20 protein-coding genes are annotated in these 17,584 nt (G+C 67.7%); 11 read left to right on the top strand and 9 right to left on the bottom strand.

Features of this window, described 5'->3' with window-relative positions; translation table 11 throughout:
• Positions 1-40 precede the first annotated feature (40 nt).
• Both panB and P0Y33_RS02535 read left to right on the top strand, forming a co-directional pair.
• Positions 41-943 carry a 3-methyl-2-oxobutanoate hydroxymethyltransferase gene (gene panB, locus P0Y33_RS02530; RefSeq protein WP_382268134.1) on the top strand — a complete coding sequence of 301 codons (903 nt, stop codon included), beginning with the start codon at positions 41-43 and terminating at the stop codon, positions 941-943.
• Positions 940-1,311: a universal stress protein gene (locus tag P0Y33_RS02535; protein ID WP_279528996.1), complete on the top strand. Its 372-nt coding sequence runs from the start codon at positions 940-942 to the stop codon at positions 1,309-1,311. Before panB ends, P0Y33_RS02535 begins: the two co-directional genes overlap by 4 nt.
• Here the strand turns inward: P0Y33_RS02535 and P0Y33_RS02540 are convergent.
• Complete coding sequence (locus P0Y33_RS02540) at positions 1,300-2,085, bottom strand: alpha/beta fold hydrolase (protein ID WP_279530075.1); 786 nt, start codon at positions 2,083-2,085, stop codon at positions 1,300-1,302. The two genes, P0Y33_RS02535 and P0Y33_RS02540, sit on opposite strands and share 12 nt — an antisense overlap.
• A gap of 142 nt (positions 2,086-2,227) precedes the next feature.
• Here P0Y33_RS02540 and P0Y33_RS02545 point away from each other — a divergent pair, with 142 nt between their 5' ends.
• Both P0Y33_RS02545 and P0Y33_RS02550 read left to right on the top strand, forming a co-directional pair.
• Entirely contained in the window at positions 2,228-2,476 is a 249-nt protein-coding gene (locus P0Y33_RS02545) for a DUF7127 family protein (protein WP_279528997.1), read from the top strand.
• On the top strand, positions 2,473-4,746 hold the full coding sequence (locus tag P0Y33_RS02550) for a CDC48 family AAA ATPase (protein ID WP_279528998.1): 2,274 nt from the start codon (positions 2,473-2,475) through the stop codon (positions 4,744-4,746). The genes P0Y33_RS02545 and P0Y33_RS02550 overlap by 4 nt, the downstream gene beginning before the upstream one ends.
• 266 nt (positions 4,747-5,012) lie before the next feature.
• On the opposite strand, the gene P0Y33_RS02555 is transcribed toward P0Y33_RS02550, so the two are convergent.
• The 3 genes from P0Y33_RS02555 to P0Y33_RS02565 form a co-directional block, all read right to left on the bottom strand.
• Positions 5,013-5,897, bottom strand: coding sequence for a DNA replication complex subunit Gins51 (locus P0Y33_RS02555; protein ID WP_279528999.1), 885 nt, complete (start codon positions 5,895-5,897; stop codon positions 5,013-5,015).
• On the bottom strand, positions 5,898-7,073 hold the full coding sequence (priS, locus tag P0Y33_RS02560; RefSeq protein ID WP_279529000.1) for a DNA primase small subunit PriS: 1,176 nt from the start codon (positions 7,071-7,073) through the stop codon (positions 5,898-5,900).
• Positions 7,074-7,138: 65 nt separating this feature from the next.
• Positions 7,139-7,630: a GNAT family N-acetyltransferase gene (locus P0Y33_RS02565; protein WP_279529001.1), complete on the bottom strand. Its 492-nt coding sequence runs from the start codon at positions 7,628-7,630 to the stop codon at positions 7,139-7,141.
• Positions 7,631-7,766: 136 nt separating this feature from the next.
• Here P0Y33_RS02565 and P0Y33_RS02570 point away from each other — a divergent pair, with 136 nt between their 5' ends.
• Genes P0Y33_RS02570 through P0Y33_RS02585 form a run of 4 tightly spaced genes read left to right on the top strand, consistent with a single transcriptional unit; the run spans position 7,767 to position 11,554 of the window.
• Positions 7,767-8,537, top strand: coding sequence for a DUF502 domain-containing protein (locus tag P0Y33_RS02570; RefSeq protein ID WP_279529002.1), 771 nt, complete (start codon positions 7,767-7,769; stop codon positions 8,535-8,537).
• The gene (locus tag P0Y33_RS02575) at positions 8,538-8,951 is read left to right on the top strand and encodes an archease (protein ID WP_279529003.1); all 414 of its coding nucleotides are present in this window, start codon (positions 8,538-8,540) and stop codon (positions 8,949-8,951) included. It begins immediately after the preceding gene.
• 42 nt (positions 8,952-8,993) lie between these two features.
• The gene (locus P0Y33_RS02580) at positions 8,994-10,046 is read left to right on the top strand and encodes a DoxX family protein (RefSeq protein WP_279529004.1); all 1,053 of its coding nucleotides are present in this window, start codon (positions 8,994-8,996) and stop codon (positions 10,044-10,046) included.
• A gap of 38 nt (positions 10,047-10,084) precedes the next feature.
• On the top strand, positions 10,085-11,554 hold the full coding sequence (locus tag P0Y33_RS02585; protein ID WP_279529005.1) for an RtcB family protein: 1,470 nt from the start codon (positions 10,085-10,087) through the stop codon (positions 11,552-11,554).
• Between the two features lie 51 nt (positions 11,555-11,605).
• Here the strand turns inward: P0Y33_RS02585 and P0Y33_RS02590 are convergent, their stop codons facing one another.
• From P0Y33_RS02590 to P0Y33_RS02610, 5 genes are all read right to left on the bottom strand, one after another.
• Positions 11,606-11,854, bottom strand: a complete 249-nt coding sequence (locus P0Y33_RS02590; protein WP_279529006.1) for a hypothetical protein — start codon at positions 11,852-11,854, stop codon at positions 11,606-11,608.
• 185 nt (positions 11,855-12,039) lie between these two features.
• Positions 12,040-13,428: a bifunctional metallophosphatase/5'-nucleotidase gene (locus P0Y33_RS02595; RefSeq protein WP_279529007.1), complete on the bottom strand. Its 1,389-nt coding sequence runs from the start codon at positions 13,426-13,428 to the stop codon at positions 12,040-12,042.
• Positions 13,429-13,461: 33 nt separating this feature from the next.
• On the bottom strand, positions 13,462-13,923 hold the full coding sequence (locus P0Y33_RS02600) for a hypothetical protein (RefSeq protein WP_279529008.1): 462 nt from the start codon (positions 13,921-13,923) through the stop codon (positions 13,462-13,464).
• 149 nt (positions 13,924-14,072) lie between these two features.
• On the bottom strand, positions 14,073-14,480 hold the full coding sequence (locus P0Y33_RS02605) for a hypothetical protein (protein WP_279529009.1): 408 nt from the start codon (positions 14,478-14,480) through the stop codon (positions 14,073-14,075).
• A gap of 82 nt (positions 14,481-14,562) precedes the next feature.
• Positions 14,563-14,940: a hypothetical protein gene (locus P0Y33_RS02610; RefSeq protein ID WP_279529010.1), complete on the bottom strand. Its 378-nt coding sequence runs from the start codon at positions 14,938-14,940 to the stop codon at positions 14,563-14,565.
• Between the two features lie 121 nt (positions 14,941-15,061).
• On the opposite strand from P0Y33_RS02610, the gene P0Y33_RS02615 reads away from it, so the two are divergent.
• From P0Y33_RS02615 to P0Y33_RS02625, 3 genes are read left to right on the top strand one after another with little or no spacing between them, the layout of a single operon-like run.
• A complete protein-coding gene (locus P0Y33_RS02615) occupies positions 15,062-15,862 on the top strand; it encodes an inositol monophosphatase family protein (protein ID WP_279529011.1) in 801 nt (266 codons plus the stop codon).
• Positions 15,863-15,909: 47 nt separating this feature from the next.
• Entirely contained in the window at positions 15,910-16,359 is a 450-nt protein-coding gene (locus P0Y33_RS02620; protein ID WP_279529012.1) for an Lrp/AsnC family transcriptional regulator, read from the top strand.
• 39 nt (positions 16,360-16,398) lie between these two features.
• Positions 16,399-17,535, top strand: coding sequence for a DUF63 family protein (locus P0Y33_RS02625; protein ID WP_279529013.1), 1,137 nt, complete (start codon positions 16,399-16,401; stop codon positions 17,533-17,535).
• The last annotated feature ends 49 nt before the right edge of the window (positions 17,536-17,584 follow it).

A 17,584-nucleotide genomic window follows, 5' to 3' on the forward strand; every position in this document is an offset into this window, starting at 1 on the left:
TTCACGTACGTTTAACACGTGTCGCGGCCGAGAATCGCGTATGGTCACGGTCACGGACCTCCGGCGGAAGGCGGGGGAGGAACGCATCACGATGCTCACGGCGTACGACGCACCGACGGCCTCGGTGATCGACGAGGCGGGCGTCGACGTCGTCCTCGTCGGCGACAGCATGGGCAACGCCGTCATGGGGTACGACTCGACCATCCCGGTCACGATGGAGGACGTCCTCAGCCGCGCCGGTGCCGTCGCGCGCGCCGTCGACGACGCGCTCGTCGTGGCGGACCTCCCCTTCGGGAGTTACGGCCAGAGTCTCGAACAGGGCGTCGAGAACGCGACCCGACTACTCAAGGAGGCGGGCGTCGACGCGGTCAAGATCGAGAGCGGGCCGCACACCGTCGACCTCACCGAGCGACTCGCGAACACGGGGATTCCCGTGATGGCCCACCTCGGACTCACCCCACAGCACGTCAACCAACTCGGCGGCTACGGCCGGCAGGGGACGACACAGGAGACCGCCGAGCGCATCCTCGACCTCGCGACGGCCCACGAGGACGCGGGCGCGTTCTCGCTCGTCCTCGAACACGTTCCCGCAAACGTCGCGGCCGACGTGACCGACGCCATCGACATCCCGACCATCGGCATCGGCGCCGGCCCCGACACGGACGGACAGGTGCTCGTGATCACGGACGTCCTCGGACTCTCGGAGTGGTCGCCGCCGTTCGCCGAGCAGTTCGGCGACGTCCGCGCGGAGATGGAGTCCGCCGTCGACGACTACCGGGAGGCCGTCGAGTCCGGCGAGTTCCCGGCCGAGGAGCACACCCACGTCGAGGAAGGGGTCGAACTCCGCTACGCTCCGGCCGAGCAGGACGGCGGGGAAACCGACACCGACGCTGGCACCAGTACGGACGGCGGAACGGACGCGGAGAGCGGCGCCGGAGAATGACCCGGTTCCTCCTCGCGACGGACTCGGTCCACACGACCGCGGCGGCGTGTGACTACCTCCAAGGTCGCCTCGCCGGGGACGACGAGGTCGTCGTCGTTTCCGTCACCGGCCCCGAGACCGGTCGCGACGCCGCCGACGCGGCCAACGTCGCCCGGGTCCGACTCACCGACGCGGACGTCGTGATCGACTCCCGTGACGGCGAACCGGGGCCGACGATTCTGTCGGCGGCCGACGACCACGGTGCCGACGAAATCGTCGTCGGCACGGCTGGTGGCGAACCCGGGAGCGAGCGCCGCGTCGGTTCGACCGTCGAACACGTCGTCGCGAACGCCGACGTTCCAGCCGTCGTCGTGCCGTCACAGGTCTAAGTCGTCGAGGAACCCGAGGAGCGCCTCGTCGAACGCCGTCGGATTCTCCAGCATCGCGAGGTGGGCCGCGTCCGGGACGGTCGTCCACTCGGCGTCGGGGACGTGTTCGGCGAGGAACTCGTGGTACGCCGGCGGCGTGAGTGCGTCGTGTTCGCCCGTGAGCGCGAGCGTCGGTGCCGTCACCTCGTCGAGGCGGTCCCGAACGTCGAACGTGTGACAGGAGAGAAAGTCACGACGGGTGACGGCTCGGCCGACCGCTTCCATCCCGTCTCTGGAGAGTTCGAGGAGTCGGTCGTCCGGGTCGTGGAACAGTCGGTCCTCGCCGTGGAGGAACGCGACGGCGCGCTCGAAGTCGTCGTCGAGCCACTCGCGGAGGGGGTCGGCGACTGTGAGTTTCGCACCCGACCCCGCGAGCACGAGTGCGTCGGGGTCTGCGCCGTGGTCGAGGACGGCACGGAGGACGACCGCGCCGCCGAGCGAGTTGCCACAGAGGACACTCGCGCCGGTCTCCTCGGCGACGGCGAGGACGTCCCGTGCGTACGCGTGTAGTGTCTCCTCGCCGGGCGGCGTGTCGACGTCGTCCGAGTCGCCGTGGCCGCTCAGGTCGAGGGCGACGACCGGCACGTCCCGCGAGAGCCGCGAGAGTTGGGCCTTCCAGATGCGGTGGGAACCGCCGCTCCCGTGGACGAAAAGTACCGGGGGACCGTCAGCCCCGCGTGCCGTCCGTCGAAACGCTGTCGTCCGCCCGTCGTGGTCGACGTACTCCGTCTCCATGCACGGCCAGTCGGACCCGACCACCATAGCCCCGGTGGTGTGAACCGCAACACAACCACTCGTCCGAGAAGTGGGGGACGTCACCCCCGGCATCGGAGAAAACTTTATATACTGTACCAACTTACTTGCAGTTAGTAACAATATGACCTCTACCCGCAAACTGGAGCAAGCGGACGGGCTCGTTCGTCGCTACGACTACGACGACGTGTCCATGGTCGTCGCCGACACGGGCTTCCCCGAGGACGCCCTCAGTGTCGACGTCGTAGACGGAACGGCCATCCTCGTCGTCGAGGGCGAGGACGGCAGCGAGCAGTACGAACTCGACGTGCCGAGCGGTGAGGCGGAAGCGTTTATCAACAACGGCGTCGTCACCGTCGAGGTGAAACGATGAAGCTCACGGTCAAGCCGCTGAAACAGAAGGATGCCGGTCGTGGGCTCGCCGCCGTCGACCGGCAGGCGATGGACGAACTCGACCTCGACAACGGTGACTACATCGTCATCGAGGGCACCGATACCGGCCGCGCCGTCGCGCGCGTCTGGCCCGGCTACCCCGAAGACGAGGGCGAGGGCGTCATCCGTATCGACGGCCGTCTCCGCCAGGAGGCCGACGTCGGTATCGACGACAAGGTCTCCGTCGAGAAGGCCGACATCAAGCCCGCGACGTCGGTGACCGTCGCGCTCCCGCAGAACCTCCGCGTCCGCGGGAACATCTCGCCGTACATCCGCGACAAGATGAGCGGTCGCCCCGTCACGACGGGCCAGACGGTCCCCATCTCGCTGGGCTTCGGTGGCCTCGGCAGCATGTCGGGCCAGCAGGTCCCCGTGAAGGTGGCCGAGACCGACCCCGAGGGGACGGTCGTCATCACCGACTCCACCGAGATCCACGTCAGCGAACGCCCCGCCGAGGAAATCGTCGGCGGACCCGAGGGCGAGGAAGGTGGCGACGGCACGCCGAACGTCGCCTACGAGGACATCGGTGGTCTCGACGAGGAACTCGAACAGGTCCGGGAGATGATCGAACTCCCGATGCGCCACCCCGAGCTCTTCCAGCAACTCGGCATCGAGCCGCCCAAAGGCGTCATGCTCCACGGGCCGCCCGGCACGGGGAAGACGCTCATCGCGAAGGCCGTCGCCAACGAGATCGACGCGCACTTCCAGACGATCTCCGGTCCGGAGATCATGTCGAAGTACTACGGGGAGTCCGAAGAACAGCTCCGCGAAATCTTCGACGAGGCCGAGGAGAACGCGCCGGCCATCGTCTTCATCGACGAGATCGACTCCATCGCACCCAAGCGCGAAGAGACGCAGGGTGACGTCGAACGCCGCGTGGTCGCCCAACTCCTCAGCCTGATGGACGGGCTCGAAGAACGCGGTGACGTCATCGTCATCGCGGCGACGAACCGCGTCGACGCCGTCGACCCCGCCCTCCGCCGTGGTGGGCGCTTCGACCGCGAGATCGAGATCGGCGTCCCCGACAAGGACGGCCGCAAGGAGATCTTGCAGGTCCACACCCGCGGGATGCCGCTCGCCGACGACGTCGAAGTCGACGAACTCGCCGAGAACACCCACGGGTTCGTCGGCGCCGACATCGAGAGCCTCTCGAAGGAGGCCGCGATGACCGCCCTGCGTCGCATCCGTCCTAAACTCGACCTCGAGTCCGAAGAGGTCGACGCCGAGGTCCTCGAGTCCATCCGCGTCACCGAGGACGACTTCAAGGAGGCACTGAAGGGCATCGAGCCCTCCGCGCTCCGCGAGGTGTTCGTCGAGGTGCCCGACGTCACGTGGAACGACGTCGGCGGACTCGCAGACACCAAAGAGCGCCTCCGCGAGACGGTCCAGTGGCCCCTCGAGTACGAGGACGTCTTCGAGGCGATGGACCTCGAGTCCGCGAAGGGTGTCCTCCTCTACGGGCCGCCCGGCACGGGGAAGACGCTGCTCGCGAAGGCCGTCGCCAACGAGTCCCAGAGCAACTTCATCTCCGTGAAGGGGCCGGAACTCCTCAACAAGTTCGTCGGGGAGTCCGAGAAGGGCGTCCGCGAGATCTTCGAGAAGGCGCGGTCGAACGCACCGACCGTCGTCTTCTTCGACGAGATCGACGCCATCGCGGCCGAACGTGGCCGCGGCGCGGGTGACTCGCAGGTCGGCGAACGCGTCGTCAGCCAACTCCTCACGGAACTCGACGGCATCGAGGACCTGGAGGACGTCGTCGTCATCGCGACGACCAACCGCCCGGACCTCATCGACTCGGCGCTCCTGCGCCCCGGTCGACTCGACCGCCACGTCCACGTGCCGGTCCCCGACGACGAGGCCCGCGAGGCCATCCTCGAAGTCCACACGCGGAACAAGCCGCTCGCCGAGGACGTCGACCTCGAAGCCATCGCCGAGCGGACGAAGGGCTTCGTCGGCGCCGACATCCAGGCGCTCGTCCGCGAGGCCACGATGAACGCCACCCGGGAGTTCATCCACAGCGTCGACCCCGAGGAGGCGGTCGAGTCCGTCGGCAACGTCCGGATCACGATGGACCACTTCGAGGAGGCCCTCGAAGAGATCGGTCCAAGTGTCGACGAGGACGTCAAACAGCAGTACGAACAGATCGAACAGCGCTTCCAGAAGGCCAGCCCCGCCGAGGAAGAAGAGGAAAGCCGGACGGCCTTCCACTAGGGCGGCCTACTCGGTCCCCGAACGCGTCTCCGACTTTTCTTTCGTGTCGCTTCTCCGCCCCGACAGTTGAACAGTTGTACAATCGTTCAACTGTCTCGTCCGGGCGCGCTCCGACGACGCGCGGGTCTCCACGAAGGTTCACGTAGGAAGCCGGGACCAGACGGTGCGTGACGTGAGAATCGTCGCGACGCGTCAGTTCCGGGAGTGCGACCGAACGCGTCGCGGGTCGGTGTCGGAGGTCGCCTGTTCGCCCCTCGCGCACTCGTTCACTCGCCGAGTCGCTCGGCGGCGTCGCGTTCGAGCAGCGGGTCGGCGTTCTCTTTGGGGAGCGTGACGACGTCGTCCTGCTGGAGGTCGTAGGCGCGCTCGTCGACCCCGAACACTTCTCCGACGTCCTGGGTGATGCGGAGCGTCGTCCGGGCGGTGGCGGGTTCGTCGTCGATAGCCGCGGGTTCGTCGCCCGCCTCGTCGGCGGCGAGGTCCTCGCTACCCATCGCGGCGGCGGCGCTCGACGGCGACTCCGCCTCCGATTCGGACGCTGGTTCCGGCGAACTCCCCGGTTCGGCACCCACCGGGTCCGGCAGTTCGGGCGCCGACGGTTCGACAGTGTCCGCACCGGTCTCGGTCTCGGTCTTGGTCTCGGTGCCTGCGGCCGCGTCCGAACCTGTCGAGTCGGCGGTCGTGCCGTCCCGTGGGCTCTCGGCCAGTTCGGCCTTCGGTTCGGTGCCGATCTTCCCGGTCTCCAGACTCCCACCGGGTTCGACGTCGCCGGCGATGACGTCGAGGACGTGGGACTTGTTCTCCTCGATGCGCTCGACGAGGTCGCCGTAGAGTCGCTTCTCCTCCGCGGTGAGTCCCTCCATCCCGGACTCCATGCCGGCGGCGGCGAGGCTCGCCTGCTTGACGACCTTGCCCATCCGGCGTTCGTAGAGGGCTTCGGCGATCTGTTCGGCGGTGTCGATCTCGTCGCTCAGCGACTGCACCTCCTCGTCGCGGAAGGGGTCGGCGGCCTCCTCGGCGGCCGCGTCGCGGCGCTCGCGGAGCGATTCGATGTACTCGGCGACCTCCTCGTAGAAGGAGTCGCGCAGGTCCTGTAGGCCGTCGCTCGCACGTTCGCGGGTCTGAGCCGCGCGGAGTTCTTCTAAGTCCATTTATTCTCGCCCCTTCTCTGCCCACCCGCGGGCCATCAGGAAGACGCCCGCGTACTCCGGGAGCGTAACCTCGCCCGGCGCGACACTAAACGTTTCGTCCAGGAGTTCGAGCGTGTACTCTCGCTCGACGTCGACCGTGATCTCGTGGCTCGTGAACGTCTCCGGGACGGCGTCGACCAGCGGGTCGAAGTCGTCGATCTCGTCGCGGCCGAGCCGGACGACCTCCAGTCCGCTCCCGCCGTGGAGCGACCCCGGCAGGCGGATGAGCCGGTGGGTGTCCGTCGTGACCGGCTCGTCGATGGCCGAACTCTGCTCGGCGACGGTCTCGCCGACGAGCTTCTTCACGAGCGTCTTGAACGCGGGGTGGAGGTCGATGTTGCCGCGGCGGATCTCCTCGCGGCGCTGCTCGGCGACGGTGAGGATGGCCTCCGCGCGCCCCTCACCGATGCCGTCGAACGTCTGGAGGCGGAACAGGGCGTCCTCCTCGTCGAGTGCGAGGAGTTCGTCGACGAACTCGTTCAGGTGTTCGACGACTCGACGGCCCCACCCGCCGTCCGCCGGGAGCGTCTGCTTCTCCGTCGGGTTCTTCACGCCGACGCCGCTGACGACCTCCTCGTCGACGAGCGCGTCGAGGTCGATTTCGTTCCCACGGACGTAGTCGACGATCTCGCGTCGCTGCTCGCGTTCGAGCCGTTTGGCCCCCTCGTCGCGGACGTGGACGTGGTAGCCACGGCCGCCGGAGAAGACGACGGTGAGGTCCTCGAAGCCGAAGTCGCGTTCGAGGATGTCGAGGAGTCGGAGGACGTGGTCCTTCCCGGCCGCGAGCATCTCGGCGTAGGAGTCCTCACCGGGCGTGATGTTCGGGAGGTGGTCGGCGTCGATGTCGAAGACGACGTCCGAGCCGTTCCACCCCTTCCCGTCCATCGTCCGCTCGCTGGGGTCGTCGTAGTACCCCGCGGAGAAGTAGACGTGGCGGGGACGCTCGCGGACGAGGAACTTCTCGAGGTTGCCGAGGTCGAGCAACGACCGGTGGCGAACCATCGTCGTATCCGGTCCCTCCGTCCAGGGGATGTAGCCCCACTCCCGGGCGTCGGCGCCCGGCGGCGCCGTCACGTCGACACGCCGGTAGTGGTCGCGGAACCGGCCTCGTAGGTACGCCCGCGTACGATCCTCCATGCTCCTTCGTGATAGGGCGAGCAGTACAAAAAGACGTATCGTTCTCGTCGCCGGAGTGTCAGACCCTACCGTCCGAACACGTCCGAGAGTCGGTCGCGAAGCGTACTCCGGTCGCCCAACCGGAGGTAGTAGGCCCCCTCGCCGTCCTCGTAGTAGTTGTCGATCTGGCGCTCGATGCTGAACCCGAGGTGCCGGTAGAAGTCGAGGGCGTTCTGGTTCGACGCACGGGCGTGACAGGAGACCGTCTCGGCGTCGTCGGCCACCTGGCCGACGAGGCGCTCGCCGAACCCCTCGCCGCGGTACTCGGGGTCGACCGCGAGAAAGAGGAGGTAGCCGTCGCGACGGGTGGCCGCGAAGCCGACGAGTTCCTCCTCGCCGGCGGCGTCGGTGGTGACGAAGAGGTACACCCGTGCGCGGCGGTACGCGTCCGAGAAGAACCCCCGGCGTTGCTTCAGGAGACCCTCCTCCTCACGGATGCGTTCTTTGAGTTGCCAGGCCTCTTCGAGGTACTCCTGGCTCCCCGGTGGGACGACCCGTTTCTCGACCGTAGCGCTCACTGGCCGGTAGTACTGCCGCCGCAGTATTAACTCCTTCCCGTCCCAGCACTCTCGGCCGGCAGCGCGCCGAGCGCTCGCGGCCGCCGTCACCGTCGCCCACAATACTTTCGAGGATCTGGCGCGTGTGAATAGCTACATGGAAGACGAGCGTTTCGGTCGACAACAGATGCAGGCGGCGGGGGAGTCCGCGGTCGACCGACTCAGAGAGGCAGTGCTGACGGGTATCGCGGTGATGGTCCCCCTCCTCATCACGTTCTACGTCCTCCTCACCGCTGTCGACCTCCTCATGGGCGTCCTCGACCCCCTCGCCCGCTTCCTCCAGCAGGCCGGCATCGCCCCCGACCAGCAGAAGTTCATCATCCAGGTCGCCGCCATCGTCTCGCTGACGATCCTCACGCTCGGCATCGGCTTCGCCGCGAGTCTCCCCGCCGGCGACAAGGTCATCTCCTACTTCGACCAGATCATCGAGCGCATCCCCGGTATCGGCGCTATCTACACCAGTTTCCGGCAGATGAGCGACGTCATGCTGGAGAGCGACGCGAACAACTTCCGGGAGGTGAAACTCGTCGAGTACCCCCACGAGGGGTCGTACACTCTCGGTTTCGAGACGACGCGAACGCCCGAACCCGTCCGGGAGGCCGCGGGTGACGACACGATGCGGACGCTCTTCCTCCCGCTCGCACCGAATCCCGTGATGGGTGGCTTTTTGGCCCACATCCCAGAAGAACGCATTATGGACGTCGACATGACCGTCGAAGAAGGGATGCGGACCGTCATCACGACCGGCGTCGCGGTCGCCGAACCCGGTCAGGGTGAGGGACTCTCCCGCGAGAAGCTCGAACAGCTCGGGGGCGTCGACGTTGCGAACGCCCTCGACGAACGGGACCGGAAGGACCGCGAGCAATAGATGCCGTACGACCTCCGCGAACACACCGCCGACGTCGCGGTCGAGGCCACGGCCGACTCGCTGGGCGGCGTCTTCGCCGCCGTCGCCGACGGGATGGCCGCCGCGATGTGTGACCCGCCGTACCCCGACGACGGCGAACGCTTCGCTGTCGATCTGACCGCCGCCTCGCGTGAACGCCTCCTCTACGACTACCTCGACCAACTCATCTACGAACGCGACGTCCGCGGCGTCTTGCCCGTCGACAACGAGGCCACCGTGACGACGACCAACGATGGGTGGGCAGTCGAGGGGTCGGCCCGCGGCGTCCCGCTCTCGTCGGTCCACGCACGCGACCTGAAGGCCGTCACCTACTCCGAGATGTCTCTCGAAGAGACCGTCGACGGGTGGGAGGCGTACGTCGTCTTCGACGTCTGAGGGGGACAGACTTTACCCGTCGGCCGCCCGTCGACTCCGCCCATGCACTCTACGCGGTCCGTCGACGGGCCACTCGCCCCGCACGTCGACTACGTCACCGAGGGCGGAGGACCGAGCCTCGACGCGCTACACTTCCTGTGGGACGTCGTCTCGGAGCCACTGAACGCCGCGCTCCTCGGCGGCGGCGCGTTCGCCGTGCTCGTCGTCGTCCTGGGCTACCTGCGCTTCCGGCCGTTCCAGCGGGACTTCGAGGCGCTGCGCGACGCGCTCTCCGAGTACGAACAGTACCTCCCGTGGATGCTCCGGTTGGCTATCGGCCTGCCGCTGATCGGTGCGGGCTTCGCGGGCTACTTCTTCGCGCCGAATATCCCGGCACCGACGAAGGTGTTCCAGGTCCTCGTGGGCTTCCTCCTGCTGTTCGGTCTCGGAACGCGCGTCGTCGCGTTCGTCGGCCTCCTCGGCTACCTCGTGGGTCTCGTCGTCGAACCTTACCTGCTCATCGCCAGCGAGTTCGTCGGCGGCTTCCTCGGCATCATGCTCCTCGGGAGCGGCCGCCCGAGCGCCGACCACCTCCTCCAGCGGGTCGCCGACGCGCCGGGGACGAGTTACGGCCGCATCGACCCGCTCCACTCGCTGGTCAGCCGGTTCAACCGGGCCATCGACCCCTACGAACCCTACGCCGCCACTGTCGTCCGCGTGGGACTCGGCTTCAACTTCGCCTACCTCGGCGTCGTCGAGAAACTCCTCCAGCCGGGTCGCGCCCTTCAGGTCGTCGAGAAGTACGACCTCACGCAGGTCGTCCCGGTCGACCCCGGAATGTGGGTGATCGGCGCGGGCCTCACCGAACTCGCCATCGGCGTCTTCCTCCTGCTCGGCCTGTTCACCCGCGGCGTCTCCGCGGTCGCCTTCATCGTCCTCACGACGACGCTGTTCGGCCTGCCCGACGACCCCGTGCTCGCACACGTCTCGCTGTTCGGTCTCGCCTCGATGCTGTTCGTCACCGGGAGCGGCCCGCTCGCGCTCGACAACCGCCTCCGCTCGCTCGCGGCGCGCGTCGGACTCGTCCCTGGGTCGACGGCACAGGCCGGCCAGTAGACGAAACCTACTCCACCCCGGCGGACAGAGTAGCGACCATGAGCGACACCTTCGACGCGGACGGCATCACACTGGAGCGAGTCCGCGACTACGTCTGGGAGATCGAGCAGGCGGAATCGGAGGGGATGAACGTCCCCGCCCGCGTGCTCGCGAGCGAGGCACTCCTCGAAGAGATTAAAGAAGACGACAGCCTCGAACAGATTCGCAACGTCACTCACCTCCCCGGCATCCAGCAGTACGCCCTCTGTATGCCGGACGCCCACCAGGGCTACGGCTTCCCCGTCGGCGGCGTCGCCGCCATCGACGCCGAAAACGGCTGTATCAGCCCTGGAGGAGTCGGTTTTGACATTAATTGCGGAGTCAGAATGGTGAAAACAAATCTGACGTACGACGACGTCGAGGGCCGCGAGGAGGAACTCGTCGACGCGCTCTTCGAGGCCGTCCCCTCGGGACTCGGCGGCGGTGGCGTCGTCGACGGCGACGCCGAGACCATCGAGGGCATCCTCGAACGCGGGATGGACTGGGCGCTCGAAGAGGGCTACGCCGTCCGCGAGGACCTCCACCACTGCGAGGACGAGGGCTACCGGCCGGACGCCGACCCCTCGGCCGTCTCGAAGAAGGCCAAGGACAGAGGGATGAACCAGATCGGCTCGCTCGGCTCGGGCAACCACTTCCTGGAGGTCCAGCGCGTCACGGATGTCTTCGACGACGAGGTGGCTGACGCCTACGGACTCGAAGCGGAGCAGATCGTGGTCCTCATCCACTGCGGTTCGCGGGGTCTCGGCCACCAGGTGTGTTCGGACTACCTTCGGCGCATCGAGGACGAGCACCCCGACTTCCTGAAGTCGCTGCCGGACAAGAACCTCGCCGCCGCGCCCGCCGGTTCCGAACTCGCCGAGGAGTACTACGGCGCGATGTGTGCGGCCATCAACTTCGCGTGGGTCAACCGCCAACTCATCATGTACCAGACCCGCCAGGTGTTCGAGGACGTCTTCGAGGCGCCGTGGGAGGACCTCGGGATGGAACTCCTCTACGACGTCGCGCACAACATCGCGAAGAAGGAAGTCCACGAGATCGACGGCGAGGAGAAGGAAGTGTACGTCCACCGGAAAGGGGCGACCCGCGCGTTCCCCGCCGGCCACCCGGAGGTGCCCAGCGCGTACCGCGGCGTCGGGCAACCGGTCATCATCCCCGGTAGCATGGGCGCAGGGAGTTACGTCCTCCGCGGTGGCTCCGAGTCGATGGCGACGACGTTCGGTTCGACCGCCCACGGCGCGGGTCGACTGATGAGTCGGACGCAGGCCAAACAGGAGTTCTGGGGCGGCGACGTCCAGGAGGAACTCCGCGAGGAGAACGCCATCTACGTGAAGGCCCAGTCCGGCGCGACCATCGCGGAGGAGGCGCCGGGCGTGTACAAGGACGTCGACGAGGTCATCGAAGTCTCCGACTCCCTCGACATCGGCGACAAGGTCGTGCGGACCTACCCGGTCTGCAACATCAAGGGATAGCGGCGGACACGCGAAGAAAATCGAGGCGGTACGCTACCGCCCGGAAACGGCTCAGTCGTCGATGATCGGCTGGTCGTACGGGACCGAGTCGGGGAGGACCGTACTGTCGTCGAGACTCTTGTCGCTACAGTCGTCCGGACCGGGGTAGATACCCGTGTCTACGTCGTCGTGACCCGCTCCCGCGGGGTTGAGGTGACCTTTCGCACAATCCTGCGACTGCGCGCCGTGCCCCGCGGCCGCGACACCGGTGAGTCCGGTGAGACTCATCGCGACCACGAGCGCGATTGCCAGTTTCTTCATCGTCGACGTCACCGCGGGTAGTGATTGTTGTCTGACATAGTTCATCCTTGGGGCCAGTTATCGTCGGCCACAATTCCTTAGTGGGCAGTATACGGCGAGTGTGGTTCCTCCCGAAACGTCTCAGAATGCAGTTAGCTAACGGGTCTAGTGTCGTCGGTGACGCCGAGACGAGTCGGGTCGGTGGCCTACCGGATGGGCGGTCGCGTCTCGTCGAGGAAGGGGCGCTCGACGCGGCCGTCGACACGCGGGCGCTCGGGGTGTTCGCGGACGTAGTCGACGACGGCCTCGTGTTCCTGGCCGACCGTCCGGACCACGTCGTCGGGGTCGAAGACGGAGAAGAGGTGGTCGCTGTCGACGAAGTAGCGCGAGAGGGCGACTTCGTAGGCCGCCTCCGAGTCGATCGCCTCGCCGCCGACCTGGGCGTCGCGGAGGGTCTGGTCGCGGTCGTCCCAGGCGAGGCGGACGCCGCTGACGTGGCCGAACCAGGGGACGCCGGCGTCGGGGTAGCGGTAGGCGACGGAGAGTTGGTGGAGCGCGTCGCGGAGGGTCTCGCCGTCGACTTCGCAGACGACGATGTCGTTGCCGTAGGGGACGAGTCCGACGAGGTCGGCGACCGTGACGTCGCCCTGGAGGGGCGTGTCCTCACGGATGCCGCCGATGCAGAGCGCGACGTCCGCATCGGTCTGCCAGCGGTGGGCGTCCATCAAGAGGTTGCCGACGGTGCTCTCGGCCTGCTTGCGGGCGCGTTCGGTCAGGAGGACCGGTTCCTCCCAGTGGGCGACGACGTCGGTGAGTCCGGCGGCCTCGGCCTCCGTGCGGACGGCATCGACCACTTCCTCGTCGGCGGGGAACTCGCTCGTCTCGTGGTGCCGGGCGGTCGGTTCGCCGTCCGCGTCGAACTCGGCCTCCAGCAGGTGCGTCCCGCCCTGTCCGGGGTGGAGGACGAGCGTGCCGTCGACGTGTTCGACGAGTTCCTCGTGGTCGTGACCGCCGAGGACGGCGTCGACGCCCGTGTTCGCGGCGATGCGCTCGTCGACGGGGACACCGGAGTGCGAGAGGATGACCACGTGGTCGGCGCTGGCCTCGCGGAGTTTCGGCACGTGCTCGGCAACTGCGTCGACGGGGTCGGAGACGGCCACGTCGCGGGCCTCCGGACAGAGGTCGTGGAGGTCGGGCGTCGTGACGCCGACGAACCCGACGGTCGCGTCGGGCGTCTCGACGAGCGTCCGGGGTTCGGTGCGGTCGGCGAAGAGTCGTTCGCCCCGGTACTGGAGGTTGGCGGTCAGCCACGTCTGCGGACTCGTCTTGACCGTCTCGCGGAGGGCGTCGAGTCCGTGGTCGAAGTCGTGGTTGCCGAAGGTGTCGACGGCCGGTTCGACCGCGTCGAAGAGGAAGCGGGCGTGACGGCCGGACGTGACGAGCGAGAGGACGCCCGGTGCGGTGTTGTCGCCGCTCCCGGTGACGAGCGTCGATTCGTCGCGGAGGGCGTCGACCGTCCCGACGAGGCGGCCGACCCGCTCGGGCGTGTCGAAGGCGTTCTCGACGTCGGCGTAGTGGAGGAGGTGGAGACTCATTCGCTCGGAAGAGAGACGCGTCGCGGGAAAACGTTACTCGCCGAGGTGTTCGACGACTTCCTCGGGCGTGCTGACGGTGACCTCGCCGTCGACGGCGTCGGCGAGGTTGCGGGCGTCGTGGAGGGTGCTGCGGTCGTCGGGGACGACGAGGACGCGGCGAGCACCGGTCTCGGCGAGCCCTTCGAGGCGAGAGACGACGACGTCGCGGTCGACGAGGGTCGCGTGGTCCGCGACGGTGACGACGACCTCCGTCTCGTCGTCGTCGACGACGAGGTCCGGGCGGGTCGCCACGTCGTACGCCTCGGAGGGGCGGCCGGCGACGAACTGCCGGTTCACGTCGGCGTAGAGACACGCGTCGTGACCGACCGCGTCGACGACGGCCTCGAACGTCCGGTCGACGAGAGATGCGTAGTCGTCCTCGTCGGCGCCGAAGTCGAGCGCGTTCGAGGCAGATTCGAGTGCGTCAGTGAGCGCGTTGGTCGGTCGAGTCGTCATGCGTACTACTTCGTACAGTATTCAACCACTTAAATTCAATTGCAGAATTTACGAAAATTGTATAGATTCTGCCCAACGTAGCGACTTCGAGGTGAGGTGAGAATACCGATACCGCGTACGGGGTCGCACCCGCGGGACGCCGTCGAGCGTCAGGGACCAGACGGTCCCGGCGGGCCGCGCGGGCCGGTCGGGACGGTGCCTTCCGCGAGTTGGACGTACTCACTCTCCCGCTCGCGTTCGACCGGTTCACCGTCCTCGAAGCGGACGAAGGAGAGGTAGAACGGTTCGCCGCAGCCGACAGTCGCGTCGTCCGCTTCGGGAGCGTCGGCAGCATCGCCGGCGTCGGTACTCGGACGCCACCGACAGCCGTCGCTCTCGCCACAGACGAAGCGCACACCGGTCGCGTCCTCGCGCTCGTAGTCGGCCGTCGGTGCGACGTACGTCCAGCCTTCGAGCGGGTAGGGCGTCACGGACTTGTCCGCGAGGTAGGCGTCGCGTTCGAGCGCGACGACGGTCTCGCAGTGCGGGCAGTGGTAGGTAACCTCGACGGTCGTCATGACCGGCACTAAGCGTTCGAGGGAGAAAAGAACCGCTCCGCAGTCCGCCGCTCCGTCGCCGCGTTCGCGGGTGGTCGCGTCCCTACGCGAGGTTCGCGTCGACGTCCTCGTCGGCCTCTTCGTCGCCACGGAACGCGGCAGCGGCTCGACCGGCGAGTCGGCCGGTAGCGTCGCGTACCGCCCGACCGGCGACCCGAGCGCCCTGGGCCGTCGCGACGGCGCCCACCACCGCCGCCCGACCGGCCTGCCGGTAGAGTGGCTCCGGCCCGCCGTGGTTCAACAGTGAGTTCGACGACGGTTCGAGTCGGCTCGCCGTCCCTTCGAGTCCGCCGACGACCCGTGTCGAGAGCGACGGCGTGCCGAGTTGTGCGTCCATCGATCGGTTCTCACCGAGCAGCGTCCCCGCCGCCCCGGCGCTCCCACGCAGTAGCCGTGCCAGGTACACCCGCGTTCGGTGCATTGTATAATTCGATATAATTTATACCGGAAATAGCCTTGCGGCCGGTGTACGACGTGCGTCAGACGCCCGTTCGGGTCGCCGGGACCGACGTGCCTTTCTCCGCCGCGACACAGGCACAGGTATGACCGACCACACCGAACGCGCACTCGTCGCCGAGCGCGCGGCCCACGCGGGCGCCGAGGTCGCCGCCGCCGGCTTCCGCAGCGGCATCGCCGTCGAGACGAAGGGGAACAAGACCGACTACGTGACGCAGGCCGACCGCGACGCCCAGGCGCGGGTCATCGAGTCGCTTCGCGAGGAGTTCCCGGAGGATGCGGTCGTCGGCGAGGAGGAGGACGCGCTGAAGGAGGTCCCCGAGTCGGGGCCGGTGTGGGTCGTCGACCCCATCGACGGGACGAACAACTTCGTCGCGGACATCCAGATCTGGGCGACCTCCGTGGCCGCGGTCGTCGACGGCGAACCGGTCGCCGCCGCGAACGTCCTCCCGGCGCTCGACGACGTCTACGTCTCCAGCGAGGCGGGCGCGACGCTGAACGGCGCACCCATCTCCGTCAGCGAGCGCGAGGACCCCGAGACGTTCGTCGTCGCGCCGACCATCTGGTGGGACTTCGACCGCCGCGACGAGTACGCCGACGCCTGCCGGGCCATCGTCGAGCGCTTCGGCGACATGCGTCGATTCGGCTGTGCGCAGGCGACGCTCTCGATGGTCGCCGCCGGACAACTGGAGGGGACGCTGACGAACGTCGAGGTCAACCCCTGGGACAGCGTCGCGGGCGTCCACCTCGTCCGGCAGGCCGGTGGGACCGTCACGGACGTCCACGGCGACCGGTGGGTACCCGGTTCCGATGGGCTGGTCGCCTCGAACGGGACCGCCCACGACGAACTCCTCGCCGCGGCCCAGGAGATCGGCGCGAACGAGTAGGGTCCGCGGAGCAAGCCTATTTGGTCGCGCGGGTCCGCGTTCCGTCCATGGAACTCGACGAGACGGACCGGGAGATTCTGCGCGCACTCCAGCGCGACGCGCGGACCCCGTTCAGCGAGATTGCTCGACAGATCGACATGTCCTCGGCGACGGTCCACGACCGGGTCAAGCGTATGGAGGAGGCGGGCGTCATCCGCGGCTACCACGCCGACGTCGACCCGCAGGCCATCGGCCTCGGTATCTCCGCCGTGGTCGGCCTCCGCGTCGAGCAGGGCCGCGAGGACGAGACGCTCGACCGCCTGCGCGACGTCGAGGGGGTCCAGGAAGTGATGCTCACGACCGGCGAGTGGGACATCCTGATGCGGGTCTACGCCCCCTCCACCGAGGACCTGCGCGAACTCATGTTCGAGCACATCGCCCAGATGGAGGGATTCTCGCGCTCGCAGACGATGGTCGTCCTCGGTACCGAGTACGAGAGCCACGAACTCCCTCTCTAGACCGGAACGATAAAACGCCTCTCGACACCACACTCCGCCATGACCTTCCCGGAGACGGACGCCGAGAAGACGTGGGCGGGCGCGGTCGGTGCCGCGCTCCTCGCGCTGGTCGGCGGTTCGCTACTCTTCCCGCGGACGGTGTACGCGGGTTTCGTCTGGCAGTACTTCTGGGGGCCGGTGTACGCCGACGCCCACAGCGCCTACTGCGCGGCGTACCGCGGTGGCACTATCGAACTCCTCCAGTCGGCGGCGGCCTGCCGCGGCGCGGCGGGCGTCGTCGCGTACCCCGGCTACACAGCGGTCTCGGAGGTCGGCTACGCGCTCACGCTCATCGTCGCCGTCACCGGCATCGTCTTCCTCCTGCGTCGACTCGACGTGGGCGACAGCCTCTCGATGCTGTACGCGCTGTTCCCGTTCATGCTGTTCGGCGGGGCACTCCGCGTCGTCGAGGACGCCAACGACACCGTCCCCGCGGGCGTCGACCCGTTCGTCCAGTACCCGCTGAACGCGCTCATCATCAGCCCGCTCATCTACTTCACCGTCTTCGCCATCACGCTCGTCTCGCTCGTCGCGAGCGTCTTCGTCGCCCGTCGCGACCTCGTCTCGGGCGTCGACAGCTACGAACGGCCGCTGTTCGCCGCCGGCAGTGCTGCCCTCTTGCTCACGGTCGGTTACCTCTCGTACCTCTCGGCCACCACGACGTACGTCGAGTTCCACCCGCTCATCACGGTCGTCTCGCTCGTCGGCGCGACGCTGGCGACGGGCATCGTCTGGTGGCTGACGACGCGTTACACGCCCGAAGTCCACCTCGGGACCGAGAAGGGCGGGGCGCTCATCATCTGGGGGCACGCCGTCGACGGCGTCTCCAACTACGTCGGCATCGACTGGGCGGCCGAACTCGGCCTCCGCGCGGACCTCGTTCCGAAACACCCGGTCAACCGCGCGGTCATCGGGTTCGCCCGCGACGTGACTCCGATGTGGCTCCAGCACTACATCGGCGTCTCGTGGTCGTTCATGCTGCTCAAACTCGTCGCCGCCACGTTCGTCGTGTGGCTGTTCAACGACGAGATGTTCGAAGAGAACCCGCGCTACACCGTCCTCCTGCTCGTCGCCGTCCTCGCGGTCGGACTCGGTCCCGGGACGCGGGACATGCTCCGGGCGACGTTCGGTGTCTGAAAGAGCCCGGATGGGGGAGAGGGGGGATTCTCGAATCCGGACTACCCAC

It is taken from the genome of Halospeciosus flavus, from assembly GCF_029814175.1.
In the GTDB taxonomy this organism is placed as follows: Archaea; Halobacteriota; Halobacteria; order Halobacteriales; family Halobacteriaceae; genus Halospeciosus; species Halospeciosus flavus.